Origin of the sequence: Kluyvera sp. Awk 3 (assembly GCF_028069715.1) — a bacterium.
Taxonomy (GTDB): Bacteria; Pseudomonadota; Gammaproteobacteria; order Enterobacterales; family Enterobacteriaceae; genus Kluyvera; species Kluyvera georgiana_A.
On record NZ_JANEWH010000012.1, the window covers coordinates 46,650 to 63,190 of the forward strand.

Below are 16,541 nucleotides of genomic sequence, written 5' to 3' on the forward strand. Positions count from 1 at the left end.
CGTTTATCGGCTGGCTCTGCGCACCTGCGAGCCGGTCGTCGCTTTGCGCGGCAGAAAATATTTCACCTGGAACTCGAACATGTTGGTGTAGAGAATGGAGTAATCGATAGGGTTTTGCTGCTCATCGACGGCCTGAGTCTGCATCCTGACTATCGGATCCAGCGCACTAATGTGCAGGAGCTGCGCTACCTCTGGCGACGGCAAAATCGGCTGGATAGATTCATAACAACCCAGAATTTTCACCCCACACTCATTTTCGATATAGGCAAATTTGGAGTTCTTCATGTGGGCGATCGTCAGGTCGGGAAAACGGCTGGCGGAAAGCCAGGTTTCCTCCACCTGCATGGCGATATTGTCGATAAAGCGCAGCCTTTTGGCGTAATAAACCGGTTCGCCGTGGCTGACTCTCAGACTGGTGGCAATATCGTCCGATGCGCGCTGAAGCTCAAACTTCAGGATCTGACTCGTGGGTGTTTTACCTTCATTGCGGGCAATTTCAGTAAAGCTGTCGAGGTGCGTCAGCGACGCCTGAAAATGTTTGTTCCGCAGGTAGGTTCCCGAACCGTGCCGCCGTTCAATCATCCCTTCCTCTTCCAGCGTTTTTAACGCCTTGCGTAAGGTATTGCGCGAAACATCATAAAGCGCCGCCAGCTCTTTTTCCGAGGGGAGAAGATCGCCCACATTGTAGATTGAGCTGTTTAATCTGTTTTTCAGCAAATTTATGATGTTCTGATATACCACTTTTGAACCTCCTTAAATCCTTTTTAAACAACTGGTTATAAAATCACTTTGGCGACGACGGGCCAACACGTTCATCTATTTCCCGATTATTGAACAACTTAGGCATGGTTAACTGTGATCGAAATACGGGTTACGAAAATTAACAATAATTAAAGTGATCGTCAATTAATGACCTTTTTACCAATATTCTCGCCAGATATGAGAAATGGTGCAGTTATTAAATGAATTATGCCTAATCATTTTATTTTAAATTTAAGGGTTCACTATGGGTTTAATGAATTCATTTGAACGAGGGATGGAAAAAATCCTTGTTCCGGTTGCGATAAAATTGAATTCGCAGATACACGTTTCGGCTATTCGGGATGCTTTTATTTTGTCATTCCCGATAGTCATGGCCAGCTCGCTGATTATCCTTATCAACTTTGCCATTCTCTCGCCGGATGGTTTTATCGCCAGTATTTTACATTTAGGCACCTTATTCCCTAATCTGGCCGACGCGCAGCAAATTTTTACGCCGGTGATGAACGGTTCGGTCAATATTATGGCTGTGCTGATTACTTTCCTCGTGGCGCGCAATATGGCGATCAGCTATCAGCAGGATGACTTGCTGTGCGGCCTGACGGCAATTGGCGCGTTCTTCGTGGTGTATACTCCGTATGTGATTATTGACGGCCAGGCCTATCTCACCACCAAATATCTCGGGCCTCAGGGGCTGTTTGTGGCGGTGATTGTGGCGCTGATTTCCAGCGAAATATTCTGTCGCCTGGCCCGAAACCCGAAGGTGGCTATCACCATGCCCGACGCGGTACCGCCGGCGGTGGCGCGCTCTTTTAAGGTGCTATTACCTATCTTTTTCGTGATGATCTTCTTCTCGGTGTTGAACTACCTGCTATCAAAAATCTCGCCAAACGGGCTGAACGATCTTATCTACACCCTGATTCAGGCGCCGCTAAAGGATATGGGCACCAATATCTTTACCGTGTTGATTCTCGGGCTGGTGGCTAACTTCCTGTGGATCCTCGGTATTCATGGGCCGAATACGGTTGCCGCCATTCGCGAAACCATTTTCTCAGAAGCAAACCTGGAGAACCTGTCGTATGCCGCCTCCCACGGTTCAACCTGGGGGGCGCCGTATCCGATTACCTGGACCGGCATCAACGATGCCTTCGCCAACTGCGGCGGCTCCGGGATGACGCTGGGCCTGCTGCTGGCCATTTTTATCGCCTCTCGCCGGAAGGACTACCGCGACTTAGCGAAAATGGCCTTTGTGCCAGGCCTGTTCAACATTAACGAACCGGTGATGTTCGGCCTGCCGATCGTACTGAACCCGATTCTGGTGATCCCGTTTATTCTGGTGCCGTTCGTCAACTCACTGATTGGCTATTTCTTTATCACGCTGGAGATTATTCCGCCGATTGCCTATGCGGTACCGTGGACGACGCCGGGGCCGCTGATCGCCTTCTTCGGCACCGGCGGCAACTGGATGGCGCTATTTGTTGGCGTATTGTGTCTGGTGGTGGCGACGCTTATCTATCTGCCGTTCGTGATTGCCGCGAATAAAGTGAATATGTCAGCAGCAGAACAGAATACATAACGTCCTGGTGTGGATATTCCTTCGCTCTGCAATAGCCGCCGCGGAGTGGGGGATTATCAGGGGAAGTGATGCTCTGGCTGGCAATATTATTCCAATAACCCAGGGACGTGAGTCAATTCAGACGTCACGACCTGGGTTTTTAATTTTCGGAACAGGAATCTTCTTGCTGACCACCATAAGGCGGAGAGGAGGGCGCTGAACTTACAGCACCAGCCACAGCAGCATCGCCACGACAACCAGCACCACCAGGGCCAGCCCCGGACGTGCGGATAGCGATTTCAGCGTGGTGATAACCGGCGCGAACGGCGCGTAGATTGGCTGAAGATCGCGCGCTTCCAGGGTATGGGCGTGGGCCACGCGCTCGCGCTCGATACGTTTAAGGAACAGCAGATTCAGCAATTCCTGCACCTGCACCTGGGTCAGCACTGTCTGCGGGGTGGCGTTCCAGTTTTGCTGGGCGAAATCGCGAAGCGCTTGTCCTTCCTGCGGCTCCAGCGGTTGTTTGAGCGCTGCCTGCAAAACGTTGAGCGTTGGGGCAGGATGCGTACTGAGGGTCAGGCGCGCCTGCAGTAGCGTGACCAGCGCGTTAAAGTGTTTCGCGGGTAACGGGTCGCCGGACTTCACGCCGGAAAGCTCAAGCAGCGACTGCCAGATCAGCTTGGTAGAGTCGCCAGTGGCGGCGGAAACCTTAGTCACCAGCTGATTCAGGGTATTGTGCTCGGCAGGCAGCAGGGGACGATCGGTCGCCGGGCGCTGCTGAGGCTGCGGAATAGAAAGCTGCCCTTGTTGAAGCAACTGCAGGACGTTTTTCAACTGCTGCGGCGTCAATTGGCTGAGGGCCGTTTGCCCGTACTGTTGACGGATATAGTCGCTGACGGCCTGGCGATTATTGCCCTGATTCAGCAGTTCAGTCAGTTGCGACAGCGTCTGGCGCGTGCTGAGCTTTTGTTCGGCAGTACCAATACGTTGATTCAGATTCTGCTCGGCGGCAGGAAAGTGGCGCGCCAGCAGCGGCGTGTCGTTTTTCAGCCCCAGATCGTGTTTTACGCCCGCCCAAACCTCAGCATTCTGCTGCGAGGTCATCGCGATTAAGCGCGTGATCAGTCGTTCCAGCACCGTGCGTTGCTGGGTACTAAGCGGCTGTTCTCCGGCAGGAGAGAGCGGAGTGGGGCCTGTCCCCGGAGGGCGCGCGGGCATACCTGAAATGGGTTGCGTCATGATTGATCCTTTCCAAACCGAATACTGATGCCCGGCGCAAGTATGCCTGGCGGCCAGATTATGGCACACTTCCCCGGTTTACTCTCGTTCTCAGACAGGTACTGAACCGTGAAAATCCTCGTTGATGAAAATATGCCCTACGCCCGCGAACTTTTTAGCCGTTTGGGTGAGGTTAAGGCTGTCCCCGGCCGCCCGATCCCGACCGAGGCGTTAACCGATGCCGATGCGCTGATGGTCCGCTCGGTGACAAAGGTGAATGAAGCGCTGCTGGGCGATAAGGCGATTAAGTTCGTTGGCACCGCGACGGCGGGCACCGATCACGTCGATCAGGCGTGGCTGGAACAGGCAGGGATTGGTTTCTCCGCCGCACCGGGGTGTAACGCGATTGCGGTCGTTGAGTACGTATTTTCTGCGCTGTTGATGCTGGCCGAGCGCGACGGTTTTGCGCTGGCCGACCGCACCGTGGGTATTGTTGGTGTGGGTAACGTAGGCGGACGCCTGCAAAAACGGCTGGAAGCCCTGGGCATCAAAACGCTGCTCTGCGATCCGCCACGCGCCGACAACGGCGAAGAGGGCGATTTCCGTTCGTTGGACGAGCTGGTGGCGCAGGCCGACGTGCTGACTTTCCACACGCCGCTGTATAAAGATGGCCCGTATAAGTCGCTGCATCTGGCCGACGAGGCGCTGATTGCCAGCCTGAAGCCGGGCGCTATTCTGATCAACGCTTGCCGTGGCCCGGTGGTGGATAACGCCGCGCTGCTGAAATGCCTGAACGCCGGGCAGCAGCTGAGCGTGGTGCTCGACGTCTGGGAGCCGGAGCCGGATCTCAACCTGGCGCTGCTGGATAAAGTCGACCTCGGCACTTCGCATATTGCGGGCTACACCCTGGAAGGGAAAGCGCGTGGCACCACCCAGGTGTTTGAAGCCTATAGCCAGTTTATCGGTCAGCCGCAAGAAGTGGCGCTCTCGTCGCTGCTGCCCGCGCCGGAATTCGGACGGATTAGCCTGCACGGCCCGCTCGATCAGCCTACGCTGAAAAGACTGGTGCATTTGGTGTATGATGTGCGCCGCGATGACGCGCCGCTGCGGAAAGTGGCGGGGATCCCGGGTGAATTCGACAAGCTGCGCAAAAATTACCTTGAGCGTCGCGAATGGTCATCGCTGACCGTCGAGTGCGATGACGCCGACGCAGCCGCGCTGCTGCAAAAACTCGGGTTTAACGCCGTACACGGTTAATGTCTTCTTAATGCCTCTGCCGGATACTCCGGCAGAGCCGCTTTTTTTCTGGAGTAAATCACCATGTCTGAAGGCTGGAATATTGCCATCCTGGGCGCAACCGGCGCCGTAGGCGAAGCCCTGCTTGAAACCCTTGCTGAACGTCAGTTCCCGGTGGGTGATATCTACGCGCTGGCGCGCACCGACAGCGCGGGCGAACATCTGCGTTTTAACGGTAAATCGGTAAGAGTGCAGGATGCGGCGGAGTTTGACTGGACGCAGGCGCAGCTGGCGTTCTTCGCGGCTGGCGTGGAAGCCAGCGCCACCTACGTTGAAGAGGCCACTAACGCCGGCTGTCTGGTTATCGATCTTAGCGGCCTGTTTGCGCTGGAGCCGGACGTACCGCTGGTGGTGCCGGAGGTGAACCCATTTGTGCTGGCCGATTATCGCAACCGTAATGTGATTGCGGTGGCAGACAGCCAGACCAGCCAACTTTTGGCAGCGCTGAAGCCGCTGATTGATGACGGCGGCCTGTCGCGCATCAACGTGACCAGCCTGATCTCCGCCTCGGCGCACGGTAAAAAAGCCGTCGACGCGCTGGCCGGGCAGAGCGCCAAGCTGTTGAACGGTATTCCAATCGATGAAGATGATTTCTTTGGCCGCCAGCTGGCGTTCAACATGCTGCCGATGCTGCCGGATCGTGAAGGTGCGGTGAGCGACGAACGTCGCATTGTTGATCAGGTGCGTAAAATCATGCAGGACGACGCTCTGATGATCTCCGCCAGCTGCATTCAGTCGCCGGTGTTCTACGGTCATGCGCAGATGGTGACGTTTGAAGCCATGCGTCCGCTGTCGGCGGAAGAGGCGCGAGACGCCTTTGCGCGCGGCGAAGATATTGTGCTGTCTGAGGAGCGCGAATTCCCGACTCAGGTCGGTGATGCCACCGGTAGCGCCCATCTGTCCGTGGGCTGTGTGCGTAACGATTACGGCATGCCGGAGCAGGTTCAGTTCTGGTCGGTGGCGGATAACGTTCGCTTTGGCGGCGCGCTGATGGCGGTGAAAATCGCTGAGAAACTGGTGCAGGAGTATCTGTACTGATGTCTGAAATGGAGCAACTGCCGGTCTATCGAATTGCGCTGGGCATTGAGTACGACGGCAGCAAATACTACGGCTGGCAGCGGCAAAACGAAGTGCGCAGCGTGCAGGAGAAGCTGGAAAAGGCGCTTTCGCAGGTGGCTAACGAACCGATTAATGTCTTCTGCGCCGGTCGTACTGACGCAGGCGTACACGGGACCGGCCAGGTCGTGCACTTCGACACTCATGCCGTACGTAAAGATGCGGCATGGACGCTCGGCGTAAATGCGAATTTACCTGGTGACATTGCGGTACGTTGGGTGAAAGCTGTTCCCGACGATTTTCACGCGCGTTTTAGCGCGACGGCACGCCGCTATCGCTACGTGATTTACAACCACCGGCTGCGTCCGGCGGTGCTGGGGCAGGGGGTAACGCACTATCACCAGCCGCTGGATGCCGAGCGGATGCATCGCGCAGCGCAAAGCCTGCTGGGCGAAAACGACTTTACTTCGTTTCGCGCGGTGCAGTGTCAGTCGCGCACGCCGTGGCGTAACGTTATGCACATTAATGTGACGCGTTACGGCGCTTATATTGTGGTGGACATTAAAGCAAACGCCTTTGTTCACCATATGGTAAGGAACATTGTTGGCAGCCTGATGGAAGTTGGCGCAGGAAACCAGCCGGAGAGCTGGATTGCAGAACTGCTGGCGGCAAAAGACAGGACGCTTGCTGCCGCAACGGCGAAAGCGGAAGGGTTGTATCTGGTGGCGGTGGACTACCCCGCGCACTTTGCGCTGCCTTCCGTGCCGATGGGCCCGCTATTCCTGGCGGACTAACGTAGTCATTTGGGGCTAAACAATATGGATCTTATCCGTTTTTTAATTGATTTCATTCTGCACATTGACGTGCACCTGGCGGAGCTGGTCGCGCAGTATGGCGTCTGGGTGTATGCCATTCTGTTCCTGATTCTGTTCTGTGAAACGGGGCTGGTGGTAACACCATTCCTGCCGGGCGACTCGCTGCTGTTTGTCGCCGGGGCGCTCTCCGCGCTGCCGACGAACGACATCAACGTGCATGTGATGGTTGTGCTGATGGTGATTGCGGCGATTGTCGGCGATGCGGTGAACTACACCATTGGCAGGCTGTTCGGCGAGAAGCTGTTCAGCAATCCGGACTCGAAAATTTTCCGTCGCAGCTACCTGGATAAGACCCATGCCTTCTACGATAGACATGGTGGAAAAACCATTATTCTGGCGCGATTTGTCCCCATCGTCAGAACATTCGCGCCTTTTGTGGCGGGAATGGGCCACATGTCCTATCGTCATTTTGCGCTCTATAACGTCGCGGGCGCGCTGCTGTGGGTGCTGCTGTTCACCTACGCGGGCTATCTGTTCGGCGACCTGCCGGTGGTACAAGAGAACCTGAAGCTGCTGATTGTGGCGATCATCGTTCTGTCGGTGCTGCCGGGGGTAATCGAAGTGATCCGTCACCGTCGCAAGGCGGCAAAACAGGCAAAATAAACCCTGCACACGGGGCACGATTCAGCCGTGCCCTGTTACGACATGTTTCGCGGTTCGACCACTTTTTTATGCCAAGTTTCGGGCTGTTATGTTTTAATGTGCAACATTCATGGTCTATGAAGGGGAAAAGTGGCATTATGCGCGGCCCCTTAATGGCAAAACTGGCATCGACCAGGTTCAGGCAGAAAGGTTATCAATGAGCTGGATTGAACGAATTAAAAGCAACATCACACCTACCCGCAAGGCGAGCATCCCGGAAGGGGTATGGACCAAGTGCGATAGCTGTGGTCAGGTTTTGTATCGCGCCGAGCTGGAGCGTAACCTCGAGGTTTGCCCGAAGTGCGATCACCACATGCGTATGTCAGCGCGTAATCGCCTGCATAGCCTGTTGGATGAAGGGTCCCTGGTAGAACTGGGTAGCGAACTTGAGCCGAAAGACGTGCTGAAGTTCCGTGACTCTAAAAAGTATAAAGATCGTCTGGCATCCGCTCAGAAAGAGACGGGTGAGAAAGACGCGCTGGTGGTCATGAAGGGTACCCTGCATGACATGCCGGTTGTCGCTGCGGCCTTCGAGTTCTCCTTTATGGGCGGCTCTATGGGTTCCGTGGTTGGCGCGCGCTTTGTGCGTGCCGTTGAGCAGGCGCTGGAAGACAACTGCCCGCTGATCTGCTTCTCCGCATCCGGCGGCGCGCGCATGCAGGAAGCGCTGATGTCCCTGATGCAGATGGCGAAAACCTCCGCTGCGCTGGCGAAAATGCAGGAACGCGGTTTACCGTATATTTCCGTGCTGACCGACCCAACCATGGGCGGCGTCTCCGCCAGCTTCGCGATGCTGGGCGATCTGAACATCGCAGAACCGAAAGCGCTGATCGGCTTTGCCGGCCCGCGAGTTATCGAACAGACCGTGCGTGAGAAACTGCCGCCGGGCTTCCAGCGCAGTGAATTCCTCATCGAAAAAGGCGCGATCGACATGATCGTTCGCCGCCCGGAAATGCGTCTGAAGCTGGCCAGTATCCTGGCGAAGCTGATGAACCTCCCGGCACCGAATCCGGACGCGCCGCGCGAGAGCGTGGTGGTACCGCCGGTACCGGATCAGGAACCAGAGGCCTGATGATGTAAAGGGCAGGGCCGGTTGGCGCTGCCCTTTTTGCTATTATTCACCGTTGAAAGTTGCGGGCACCATGGACAAACATCTTATTCCTCAGGCCACGTCGCCCCTGGCTACGTGGCTTTCTTATCTGGAAAACCTCCATTCAAAAACCATCGATCTGGGGCTGGCGCGCGTCAGCCAGGTTGCGGGTTCGCTCGATGTGCTGCAGCCGGCACCGTTTGTTTTCACCGTCGCGGGCACCAACGGCAAAGGCACCACCTGCCGCACGCTGGAAACCATTCTGATGGCGGCGGGCTACAAAGTGGGCGTTTATAGTTCCCCGCATCTGGTGCGCTATACCGAACGTGTCCGCGTACAGGGAGAGGAGCTGGCGGAAAGCGCCCATACGGCTTCGTTTGCCGCGATTGAGGCGGCGCGTGGCGACACCTCGTTAACCTATTTTGAGTACGGCACGCTCTCGGCGCTGTGGTTATTCAAGCAGCAAAATGTTGACGTAGCGATTCTCGAAGTGGGCCTCGGCGGGCGGCTGGACGCCACCAACATTGTTGATGCCAACGTCGCGGTGGTGACCAGTATCGCGCTGGACCACACCGACTGGCTGGGCCCGGATCGTGAAAGCATTGGCCGCGAAAAAGCGGGCGTGTTCCGCGGCGGGCGACCGGCGGTAGTGGGGGAACCTGATATGCCGCGCACAATCGCCGACGTCGCGCAGGAGAAAGGCGCATTGCTGATGCAGCGTGACGTCGACTGGCGCTATACGGTGGGCGAGCACAGCTGGAGCTTTAGCGACGCGCAGGGTGAACTTCGCGAGCTGCCGTTGCCGAATGTCCCGCAACCGAATGCCGCCACCGCGCTGGCTGCGCTGCGCGCCAGTGGGCTTAAGGTGAGCGAAGAGGCTATTCGCGAGGGCATCGCCAGCGCGATTTTGCCGGGCCGATTCCAGACCATCCAACTGCAGCCTCGCGTGATTCTCGACGTTGCGCATAACCCGCATGCCGCAGGCTACCTTGCCGGGCGTCTCAAATCATTGCCGAAAACCGGGCGAGTACTGGCGGTTATTGGTATGCTGCATGATAAAGACATTGCCGGTACGCTGGCATGTCTGGAAAGCGTCGTCGACAGCTGGTACTGTGCGCCTCTCGAAGGACCGCGCGGTGCGACAGCAGAGCAGCTGCGCGAACATCTGCGCGCGGGTGCCGTTTATGGCAGCGTGGCGCAGGCGTGGCATGCCGCAATGGCGGACGCCGCGCCGGAAGATACGGTGCTGGTGTGTGGGTCTTTCCACACCGTAGCGCATGTGATGGAAGAGTTAGACGCGGGGAGAGCCGGTGGCAAGTAAGTTTCAGAACCGTCTTGTCGGGACGATAGTGTTGGTTGCTCTGGGGGTCATTGTGCTGCCAGGGCTGCTTGACGGGCAAAAAAAGCATTATCAGGATGAGTTTGCGGCTATCCCGCTGGTCCCTAAACCAGGCGATCGTGATGAACCGGATATGTTGCCGACGGCGACTCAGGCGTTGCCTGCACAGCCGCCGGAAGGCGCAGCGGAAGAAGTTCGCGCTGGCGATGCCGCGGCGCCGTCGCTCGATTCCAGCCGCCTGGCGGTAAACGGCAACGGCGATCTGGAACAGATCCCACCGACCGCCGAACCGATAAAGCCGAAACCCGTAGATAAACCGAAGCCGCAGCCGAAGCCGGTGACGGAACAGGTTGCCGCCACGACGCCGCCGCCAAAAGCGGCGCCGGAAGAGAAACCCGCGCCGGTGGGCAAAGCCTACGTGGTGCAGCTTGGTGCGCTGAAGAATGCCGACAAGGTTAACGAAATTGTGGCCAGCCTGCGCGGTGCGGGCTACCACGCTTTCACGTCGCCTTCGACGCCGGTTCAGGGTAAAATCACCCGAATTCTGGTCGGCCCGGATGCCTCGAAAGATAAGCTGAAAGCTTCGCTTGGCGAGCTTAAACAGCTGTCGGGGCTGAGCGGTGTGGTGATGGGGTATACGCCGAACTAAGGCGTGGGATTTTCCCCTCACCCCGGCCCTCTCCCCAGAGGGGCGAGGGAGAAAGTCGGCGCCAGGCTCATCGACGGCTCCCTACGGTCCCCTCTCCCCTCTGGGGAGAGGGTTAGGGTGAGGGGCCACAAACAACGCCGAAAGCGACCAGAAAAACGATGGCGTTGAATATTTTTTCGGCGCCATTTTTTATTTATGCCAGGGAAGGAAATCCCTACGCAAACGTTTTCTTTTTCTGTTAGAATGCGCCCGAACTGGATGACAGGGCGTAAAATCGTGGGACAAATATGGTCTGGATTGATTACGCCATTATCGCGGTGCTGGGCTTTTCTTGCTTAGTGAGCCTTATCCGTGGCTTCGTTCGTGAAGCGCTATCGTTGGTCACGTGGGGTTGTGCTTTTTACGTAGCCAGCCATTACTACACTGACCTGTCTGTCTGGTTTACGGGCTTTGAAGACGAACGGGTTCGAAATGGGATTGCTATTGCGGCGCTGTTTATCGCGACGCTCATCGTCGGCGCTATCGTCAACTACGTGATAGGTCAGCTGGTGGAGAAGACCGGTTTGTCGGGTACCGACAGGGTATTGGGCGTCTGCTTCGGCGCGCTGCGCGGGGTGCTGATTATCGCCGCTATCCTGTTCTTCCTCGACACTTTTACCGGCATGGCAAAAAGCGAAGACTGGCAGCAGTCGCAGTTTATCCCCTATTTTTCGCCGGTTATCAGATGGTTTTTTGAATACCTTCAAAGCTCGTCAAGTTTCTTGCCCAAAGTATAAGCTTTGGGTCGTTGCTTAACGAGGAAAAGACGTATGTGCGGTATTGTCGGTATCGCCGGTGTCATGCCGGTAAACCAGTCGATTTATGATGCGCTAACGGTGCTGCAGCACCGTGGACAGGATGCCGCTGGCATCATCACCATTGATGCCAACAACTGTTTCCGGTTGCGTAAGGCGAACGGTCTGGTGAGTGATGTCTTTGAAGCCCGCCACATGCAGCGTATGCAGGGTAATATGGGTATTGGCCACGTGCGGTACCCAACGGCGGGCAGCTCCAGCGCCTCTGAGGCTCAGCCTTTCTACGTGAACTCCCCATATGGCATTACGCTGGCGCATAACGGTAACCTGACCAATGCGCACGAGTTACGTCAGAAACTGTTCGAAGAAAAACGCCGCCACATCAACACCACCTCTGATTCAGAAATCCTGCTCAATATCTTCGCCAGCGAGCTGGATAACTTCCGTCATTACCCGCTGGAAGCCGATAACATTTTCGCTGCCATCGCGGCGACCAACCGCCAGATTCGCGGTGCGTACGCCTGTGTGGCAATGATTATCGGCCACGGCATGGTGGCTTTCCGCGACCCGAACGGCATTCGTCCGCTGGTGCTGGGCAAACGTGACGTGGGCGATGGCCGCACCGAGTATATGGTGGCCTCCGAAAGCGTGGCGCTGGATACTCTTGGCTTTGAATTCCTGCGTGATGTTGCGCCGGGCGAAGCGATTTACATTACTGAAAAAGGGCAGTTGTTTACCCGTCAGTGCGCCGATAACCCGGTCAGCAACCCGTGCCTGTTCGAGTACGTTTACTTTGCGCGTCCGGACTCCTTTATCGATAAAATCTCCGTCTACAGCGCCCGCGTGAACATGGGTACCAAGCTTGGCGAGAAGATTGCGCGCGAGTGGGAAGATTTGGATATTGACGTGGTCATTCCAATTCCGGAAACCTCCTGCGATATCGCGCTGGAAATCGCCCGTATTCTGGGTAAACCGTACCGCCAGGGGTTTGTGAAAAACCGCTATGTGGGCCGTACCTTTATCATGCCGGGCCAGCAGCTGCGGCGTAAATCCGTACGCCGCAAGCTGAACGCCAACCGCGCCGAGTTCCGTGATAAAAACGTGCTGCTGGTGGATGACTCTATCGTGCGTGGCACCACCTCCGAGCAGATTATTGAGATGGCGCGCGAAGCCGGGGCGAAGAAGGTTTACCTGGCCTCTGCGGCACCGGAAATTCGTTTCCCGAACGTTTACGGTATCGATATGCCGACCGCTAATGAGCTGATTGCTCACGGGCGTGAAGTGGATGAGATTCGCCAGATCATCGGCGCCGACGGTCTTATCTTCCAGGATCTTGACGATCTGATTGACGCGGTGCGCGCAGAAAACCCGGACATTCAACAGTTTGAATGCTCGGTATTTAACGGTGTGTACGTGACCAAAGACGTTGACCAGACCTATCTCGACTTCCTCGACTCACTGCGTAACGACGATGCGAAAGCCGTTCAGCTGCAGAATGAAGTGGAGAATTTAGAGATGCATAACGAAGGGTAAATCAGGACATGCCGGATGGCGACGCGTCGCGTCTTATCCGGCCTACGGTCCACCCTCGTTTAGTAGGCCGGATAAGGCGTAACTGCCATCCGGCTTTTTTTATGGTTACGCCTCGTCCATCCAAATCCGCATTTCGCCCTCGCCACGGTTGGCCCAGCTAAACCACGGAATAAAGGTTAAGGTCTGCTTTTCGGCGACCGTCTGACGATTATCAAAGCTGTACAGCGGTTTCTCTTCCTGCGCAGTCGGGAGGCGTAGCCCCTCCGCCTGGAGCAGTACTTTGCCTTTCAGCACACCCACGCCCTGAATCTCACGAAACGCGCTGGTTTTTGGCAGCGACAGGTTGTGCAACTCTGCGCCGTTATCCGCTTCTTCCAGGCAGTAGACCAGCGGCCCGCGCTGAATCGCCACTTTACCGGCAGCGTGGCGCACCAGCGGGTTGGCGTAAACCCGGCGGATGGTCATCGGTAGTTGCAGCGTAATCACGTCGCCTTCCTGCCATTGGCGGTGCAGATGCAAATAGCCTTTGATGGTTTCGCCCTGCGCGGCTTCACCGTTCACTTTTACCTGAGGTGATTCACACCATTCCGGCAGGCGCAGCGCCAGCGTATGTTCAATCGTCTGCGGCTGGCTAAAGCGGATCGTGACCTGCTCAGCCCACGGATAGTTGCCCTCAATTTTCAGCGCCAGCGTCCGCTCGTTAACCGTAAACTGCGCCTCGCTACCGGCGTAGAAGTTGATAAACAGGGCGTCCTGCCGCGGAGTGAAGAGGTAGTGGCCGATGGCGACCAGCGTGCGGGCGATGTTCGGCGGGCAGCAGGCGCAACCGAACCAGCGCTGGCGAACGGGTTTGATATGGTCGTAAATGTGGTTATGCGGAATGCTTTTCGGGTGCGTTTCCAGTGGGTTAACGTAGAAGAAGTGCTTGCCGTCCAGCGCCATGCCGCCCAGCACCGTGTTGTAGAACGCGCGCTCCATGACGTCGGCGTAGTGGGCGTCGCCCTCCATCTCCAGCATGCGGCGGGCAAACATCATCAGGCCGATGGAGGCGCAGCTCTCGCCGTAGGCGGTGTCGTTCGGCAGGTCGTAATCGCTGGTGAAGGCTTCGCCGATACCCTGCGAGCCAATGCCGCCGGTGATGTACATGCGGCGCTGCACCATATTGTTCCAGATGCGCAGGCAGGTCTGGCGCTTCTCTTCATCTTGGGTCATGCGTGCAATGTGCGCCAGGCCGGTCATCAGATACACCGAACGCACCGCGTGGCCGACGGCTTCGTTCTGCTCTGACAGCGGCTTATGCGCGTGGGTATAGCTTTTATCTTTAATCATTCCCGGCCATGCATCGCCCCAGCCGATCCAGTGCCGGGTACCGCCGCGTTTTTCAAACTCAATATCGTAGTAGTAGGGCTGCTGGCCGCGCTCCTCGACGAAGAAACGGGCCAGCGCCTGGTATCGCGGTTCCCGGGTGACTTCGTACAGCCGCATCAGCGCCAGCTCGATTTCCGGGTGTCCGGGATAACCGCGCAGTTGGCCGTCGTTCGGGCCGAATACGCTGTCGATATGGTCGGCGAACCGGCAGGCGATTTCCAGCAGACGGCGCTTACCGGTGGCGTTGAAGAACGCCACTGCCGCTTCAAACAGGTGCCCGGCGCAGTACATTTCGTGGCACTCGGCGACATTGGTCCAGCGCTGACCCGGCTCTTTAACGGTGTACCAGGTGTTGAGGTAGCCATCTTCGCACTGTGCTTGCGCCAGCAGCTCAATCACTTCATCGGCGGTCTGTTCAAGCCGGGCATCCGGCTTCTGGCTCAGCGACCAGGCAACCGCTTCCAGCCATTTGGTGACGTCACTGTCCTGGAAGACCATGCCGTAAAACTCACCCTGTTCAAGCCCGGCGGCGATGCGATAGTTCGCCAGCGCATGGCTCGGCTCGGCCTCCGGAAGATTGTCATTAAGCGCTTCCCACTGATAAGGGATCACCACATCGCGGATCAGCCGCTGATATTCGCCCAGAAACGGGTCGGTGACGGTAATACGGTTCAGATCGGCTTCAATCACATCAGACTGCATCATGTTTACCTCAAGAAATGTGTGAATGTCTTTGGTGAAGATCGGTAGAAATACGTTTCATCATCGGGCCGTTCAGACGGCACTTCAGCAGGCACAGGGCGAGGACAAAGTGGAACAGCGCTGGAACCAGGCTTTGCAGCAGGGTAATGCCATGAATAGACGCTGGCGTCTGGTTCCCCAGCCCTGGTTGGTAGGCCACCATGATCAGGATCAGGCTGATAATGCCGCCGGAAGAGGCCCAGGAGAGCTTGATGAAAAAGAGGTTAAAGGCGAAGTTCATGCCGGAGGAGCGCACGCCGGTTTTCCATTCGCCGTAGTCGTCGGCGAAGGCCATAATCGAGAAGTGCAGCGGCAGGGTGAAGCCCTGAATCACGCTGTTAACCGCAATGCAGATCAGCCAGAGTATCTGGAACTGCGGGCCGGTGGGCAGGAAGTACATACCGACGCCGAAAGCGACCAGCACCAGGTTGGTCCAGTAGTACAGACGTACCATATCCACGCGGCGGGAGAGCGGATTGACGATCACCGCGCCAGCGATCCCGGCAATCGTCAGAATGCCGAAGAACAGCGACATGTAGGCCGCACTGCCTTGCAGCACGTAGGAGATAAAATACATATAGCCGCCGCCGCGGATGCACAGAATGTTCACCAGCAGGAACGACATAATGAGCATCATCAGCAGTTGATCGTTTTTACGCAGCCCCTTCAGGTGTTCGCGAAGGGTGAAATTGCCCGCCAGCGATAAGGGGACGCGCTCTTTGACCCAGAAAAAGCACAACAGGAAGAGCACCATGCCGATGGTGCACAGCACGGTGACGCCATACTGATAACCCTTCGCCAGGTTGCCCTGACCAAAGAATTCCACCATCCACGGCAGACCGACGGAGACGAGGAAACCAGCAATGCCGCTTAACACGAAGCGCCAGGACTGACAGGACATCACCTGATCGTGGCGGTTGGTGATGGCGTTAATCAGCGCGCAGTAAGGCACGTTGTTGGCGGTATAGCCGATGGAGAGCAGGAAATAGGTGCCGAACGCCCACGCAATTTTCATGTTTGCGCTCATGTCCGGGACGGTAAACGTCAGGATACCAATCACGCCAAGCGGTACGGCTGTCCACAGCTGCCACGGACGAAAGCGCCCCCAGCGGCTGCGGGTGCGGTCGGCAATCACGCCCATTACCGGGTCGGAAATCGCGTCGAAAATTCGCAGCGTAAAGAACATCGCACCGACGATAGCCGGGCTGAGCCCAAAGACGTCGGTATAGAAAAAAAGTAAAAAGCCGCTTATCAAATCTGAGATGCAATGCCCGCCAGCATCGCCTAATCCATAGCCTATCTTTTCGCGGGTAGAGAGCGTCTCTCCCGCATCAACGGTCTGGACATCGGTATCCAGGTTATCAGCAATGGTCATAACCAATCCTCGAACAGGGTGTGATGATTCAAAAAGTCATTACGGCGTATCTCTGACGAATTTTTAGTAAATAACTAGCGGCGTTGAGGATAGAACCTGGGCCAGATGTGGGTATATAACGTAGATTTCAAATGGTGAAATTGATCTTATTTTTACTATAAATAAACTAAAAATAGTGATTGATATCACGATTTGTGTTGGATTAAGAGGGTTTTTCGCCGACGCGAACACATATTGGTACTGAATATTAA

Annotated in this window: 14 protein-coding genes; 10 read left to right on the forward strand and 4 right to left on the reverse strand. The window is 56.3% G+C overall.

The features are described from left to right. Positions 1–3 precede the first annotated feature (3 nt). Positions 4–741, reverse strand: a complete 738-nt coding sequence (locus NNN71_RS04700; RefSeq protein ID WP_163448754.1) for a GntR family transcriptional regulator — start codon at positions 739–741, stop codon at positions 4–6. Positions 742–1,006: 265 nt separating this feature from the next. Between NNN71_RS04700 and NNN71_RS04705 the strand changes: the two genes are divergently transcribed. Beyond that, a complete protein-coding gene (locus NNN71_RS04705; RefSeq protein WP_163448753.1) occupies positions 1,007–2,335 on the forward strand; it encodes a PTS sugar transporter subunit IIC in 1,329 nt (442 codons plus the stop codon). A gap of 201 nt (positions 2,336–2,536) precedes the next feature. Here the strand turns inward: NNN71_RS04705 and flk are convergent, their stop codons facing one another. Then, entirely contained in the window at positions 2,537–3,553 is a 1,017-nt protein-coding gene (flk, locus tag NNN71_RS04710; RefSeq protein ID WP_163448752.1) for a flagella biosynthesis regulator Flk, read from the reverse strand. 108 nt (positions 3,554–3,661) lie between these two features. Between flk and pdxB the strand changes: the two genes are divergently transcribed. The 9 genes from pdxB (at position 3,662) to purF (ending at position 12,806) form a co-directional block, all read left to right on the forward strand. After that, the gene (gene pdxB / locus NNN71_RS04715) at positions 3,662–4,789 is read left to right on the forward strand and encodes a 4-phosphoerythronate dehydrogenase PdxB (RefSeq protein ID WP_163448751.1); all 1,128 of its coding nucleotides are present in this window, start codon (positions 3,662–3,664) and stop codon (positions 4,787–4,789) included. A 63-nt stretch (positions 4,790–4,852) separates the two neighbouring features. Further along, positions 4,853–5,866: an aspartate-semialdehyde dehydrogenase gene (locus tag NNN71_RS04720; RefSeq protein WP_163448750.1), complete on the forward strand. Its 1,014-nt coding sequence runs from the start codon at positions 4,853–4,855 to the stop codon at positions 5,864–5,866. Beyond that, on the forward strand, positions 5,866–6,678 hold the full coding sequence (gene truA, locus NNN71_RS04725; RefSeq protein WP_163448749.1) for a tRNA pseudouridine(38-40) synthase TruA: 813 nt from the start codon (positions 5,866–5,868) through the stop codon (positions 6,676–6,678). The genes NNN71_RS04720 and truA overlap by 1 nt, the downstream gene beginning before the upstream one ends. Before the next feature lie 24 nt (positions 6,679–6,702). Next, a complete protein-coding gene (locus tag NNN71_RS04730) occupies positions 6,703–7,362 on the forward strand; it encodes a DedA family protein (RefSeq protein WP_064543809.1) in 660 nt (219 codons plus the stop codon). A gap of 196 nt (positions 7,363–7,558) precedes the next feature. Then, on the forward strand, positions 7,559–8,473 hold the full coding sequence (gene accD / locus NNN71_RS04735) for an acetyl-CoA carboxylase, carboxyltransferase subunit beta (RefSeq protein WP_167575331.1): 915 nt from the start codon (positions 7,559–7,561) through the stop codon (positions 8,471–8,473). 70 nt (positions 8,474–8,543) lie between these two features. Further along, a complete protein-coding gene (gene folC / locus NNN71_RS04740) occupies positions 8,544–9,812 on the forward strand; it encodes a bifunctional tetrahydrofolate synthase/dihydrofolate synthase (RefSeq protein ID WP_249022960.1) in 1,269 nt (422 codons plus the stop codon). Beyond that, positions 9,802–10,479, forward strand: coding sequence for a cell division protein DedD (gene dedD, locus NNN71_RS04745; protein ID WP_271457989.1), 678 nt, complete (start codon positions 9,802–9,804; stop codon positions 10,477–10,479). The genes folC and dedD overlap by 11 nt, the downstream gene beginning before the upstream one ends. 287 nt (positions 10,480–10,766) lie before the next feature. After that, on the forward strand, positions 10,767–11,255 hold the full coding sequence (gene cvpA, locus NNN71_RS04750) for a colicin V production protein (protein WP_064543815.1): 489 nt from the start codon (positions 10,767–10,769) through the stop codon (positions 11,253–11,255). Positions 11,256–11,288: 33 nt separating this feature from the next. After that, positions 11,289–12,806: an amidophosphoribosyltransferase gene (gene purF, locus NNN71_RS04755; protein WP_064543817.1), complete on the forward strand. Its 1,518-nt coding sequence runs from the start codon at positions 11,289–11,291 to the stop codon at positions 12,804–12,806. A gap of 105 nt (positions 12,807–12,911) precedes the next feature. Here the strand turns inward: purF and NNN71_RS04760 are convergent, their stop codons facing one another. After that, on the reverse strand, positions 12,912–14,879 hold the full coding sequence (locus NNN71_RS04760) for a glycoside hydrolase family 127 protein (RefSeq protein WP_271457990.1): 1,968 nt from the start codon (positions 14,877–14,879) through the stop codon (positions 12,912–12,914). A gap of 7 nt (positions 14,880–14,886) precedes the next feature. Beyond that, entirely contained in the window at positions 14,887–16,290 is a 1,404-nt protein-coding gene (locus NNN71_RS04765) for an MFS transporter (protein ID WP_167575335.1), read from the reverse strand. Between the last annotated feature and the right edge of the window lie 251 nt (positions 16,291–16,541).

Coding starts and splice junctions, on each gene's coding strand:
- NNN71_RS04705 (WP_163448753.1), top strand. CDS start 1,007: ATGGGTTTAATGAATTCATTTGAACGAGGGATGGAAAAAATCCTTGTT.
- cvpA (WP_064543815.1), top strand. CDS start 10,767: ATGGTCTGGATTGATTACGCCATTATCGCGGTGCTGGGCTTTTCTTGC.
- NNN71_RS04765 (WP_167575335.1), bottom strand. CDS start 16,290: ATGACCATTGCTGATAACCTGGATACCGATGTCCAGACCGTTGATGCG.
- truA (WP_163448749.1), top strand. CDS start 5,866: ATGTCTGAAATGGAGCAACTGCCGGTCTATCGAATTGCGCTGGGCATT.
- accD (WP_167575331.1), top strand. CDS start 7,559: ATGAGCTGGATTGAACGAATTAAAAGCAACATCACACCTACCCGCAAG.
- folC (WP_249022960.1), top strand. CDS start 8,544: ATGGACAAACATCTTATTCCTCAGGCCACGTCGCCCCTGGCTACGTGG.
- NNN71_RS04730 (WP_064543809.1), top strand. CDS start 6,703: ATGGATCTTATCCGTTTTTTAATTGATTTCATTCTGCACATTGACGTG.
- flk (WP_163448752.1), bottom strand. CDS start 3,553: ATGACGCAACCCATTTCAGGTATGCCCGCGCGCCCTCCGGGGACAGGC.
- NNN71_RS04720 (WP_163448750.1), top strand. CDS start 4,853: ATGTCTGAAGGCTGGAATATTGCCATCCTGGGCGCAACCGGCGCCGTA.
- purF (WP_064543817.1), top strand. CDS start 11,289: ATGTGCGGTATTGTCGGTATCGCCGGTGTCATGCCGGTAAACCAGTCG.
- NNN71_RS04760 (WP_271457990.1), bottom strand. CDS start 14,879: ATGATGCAGTCTGATGTGATTGAAGCCGATCTGAACCGTATTACCGTC.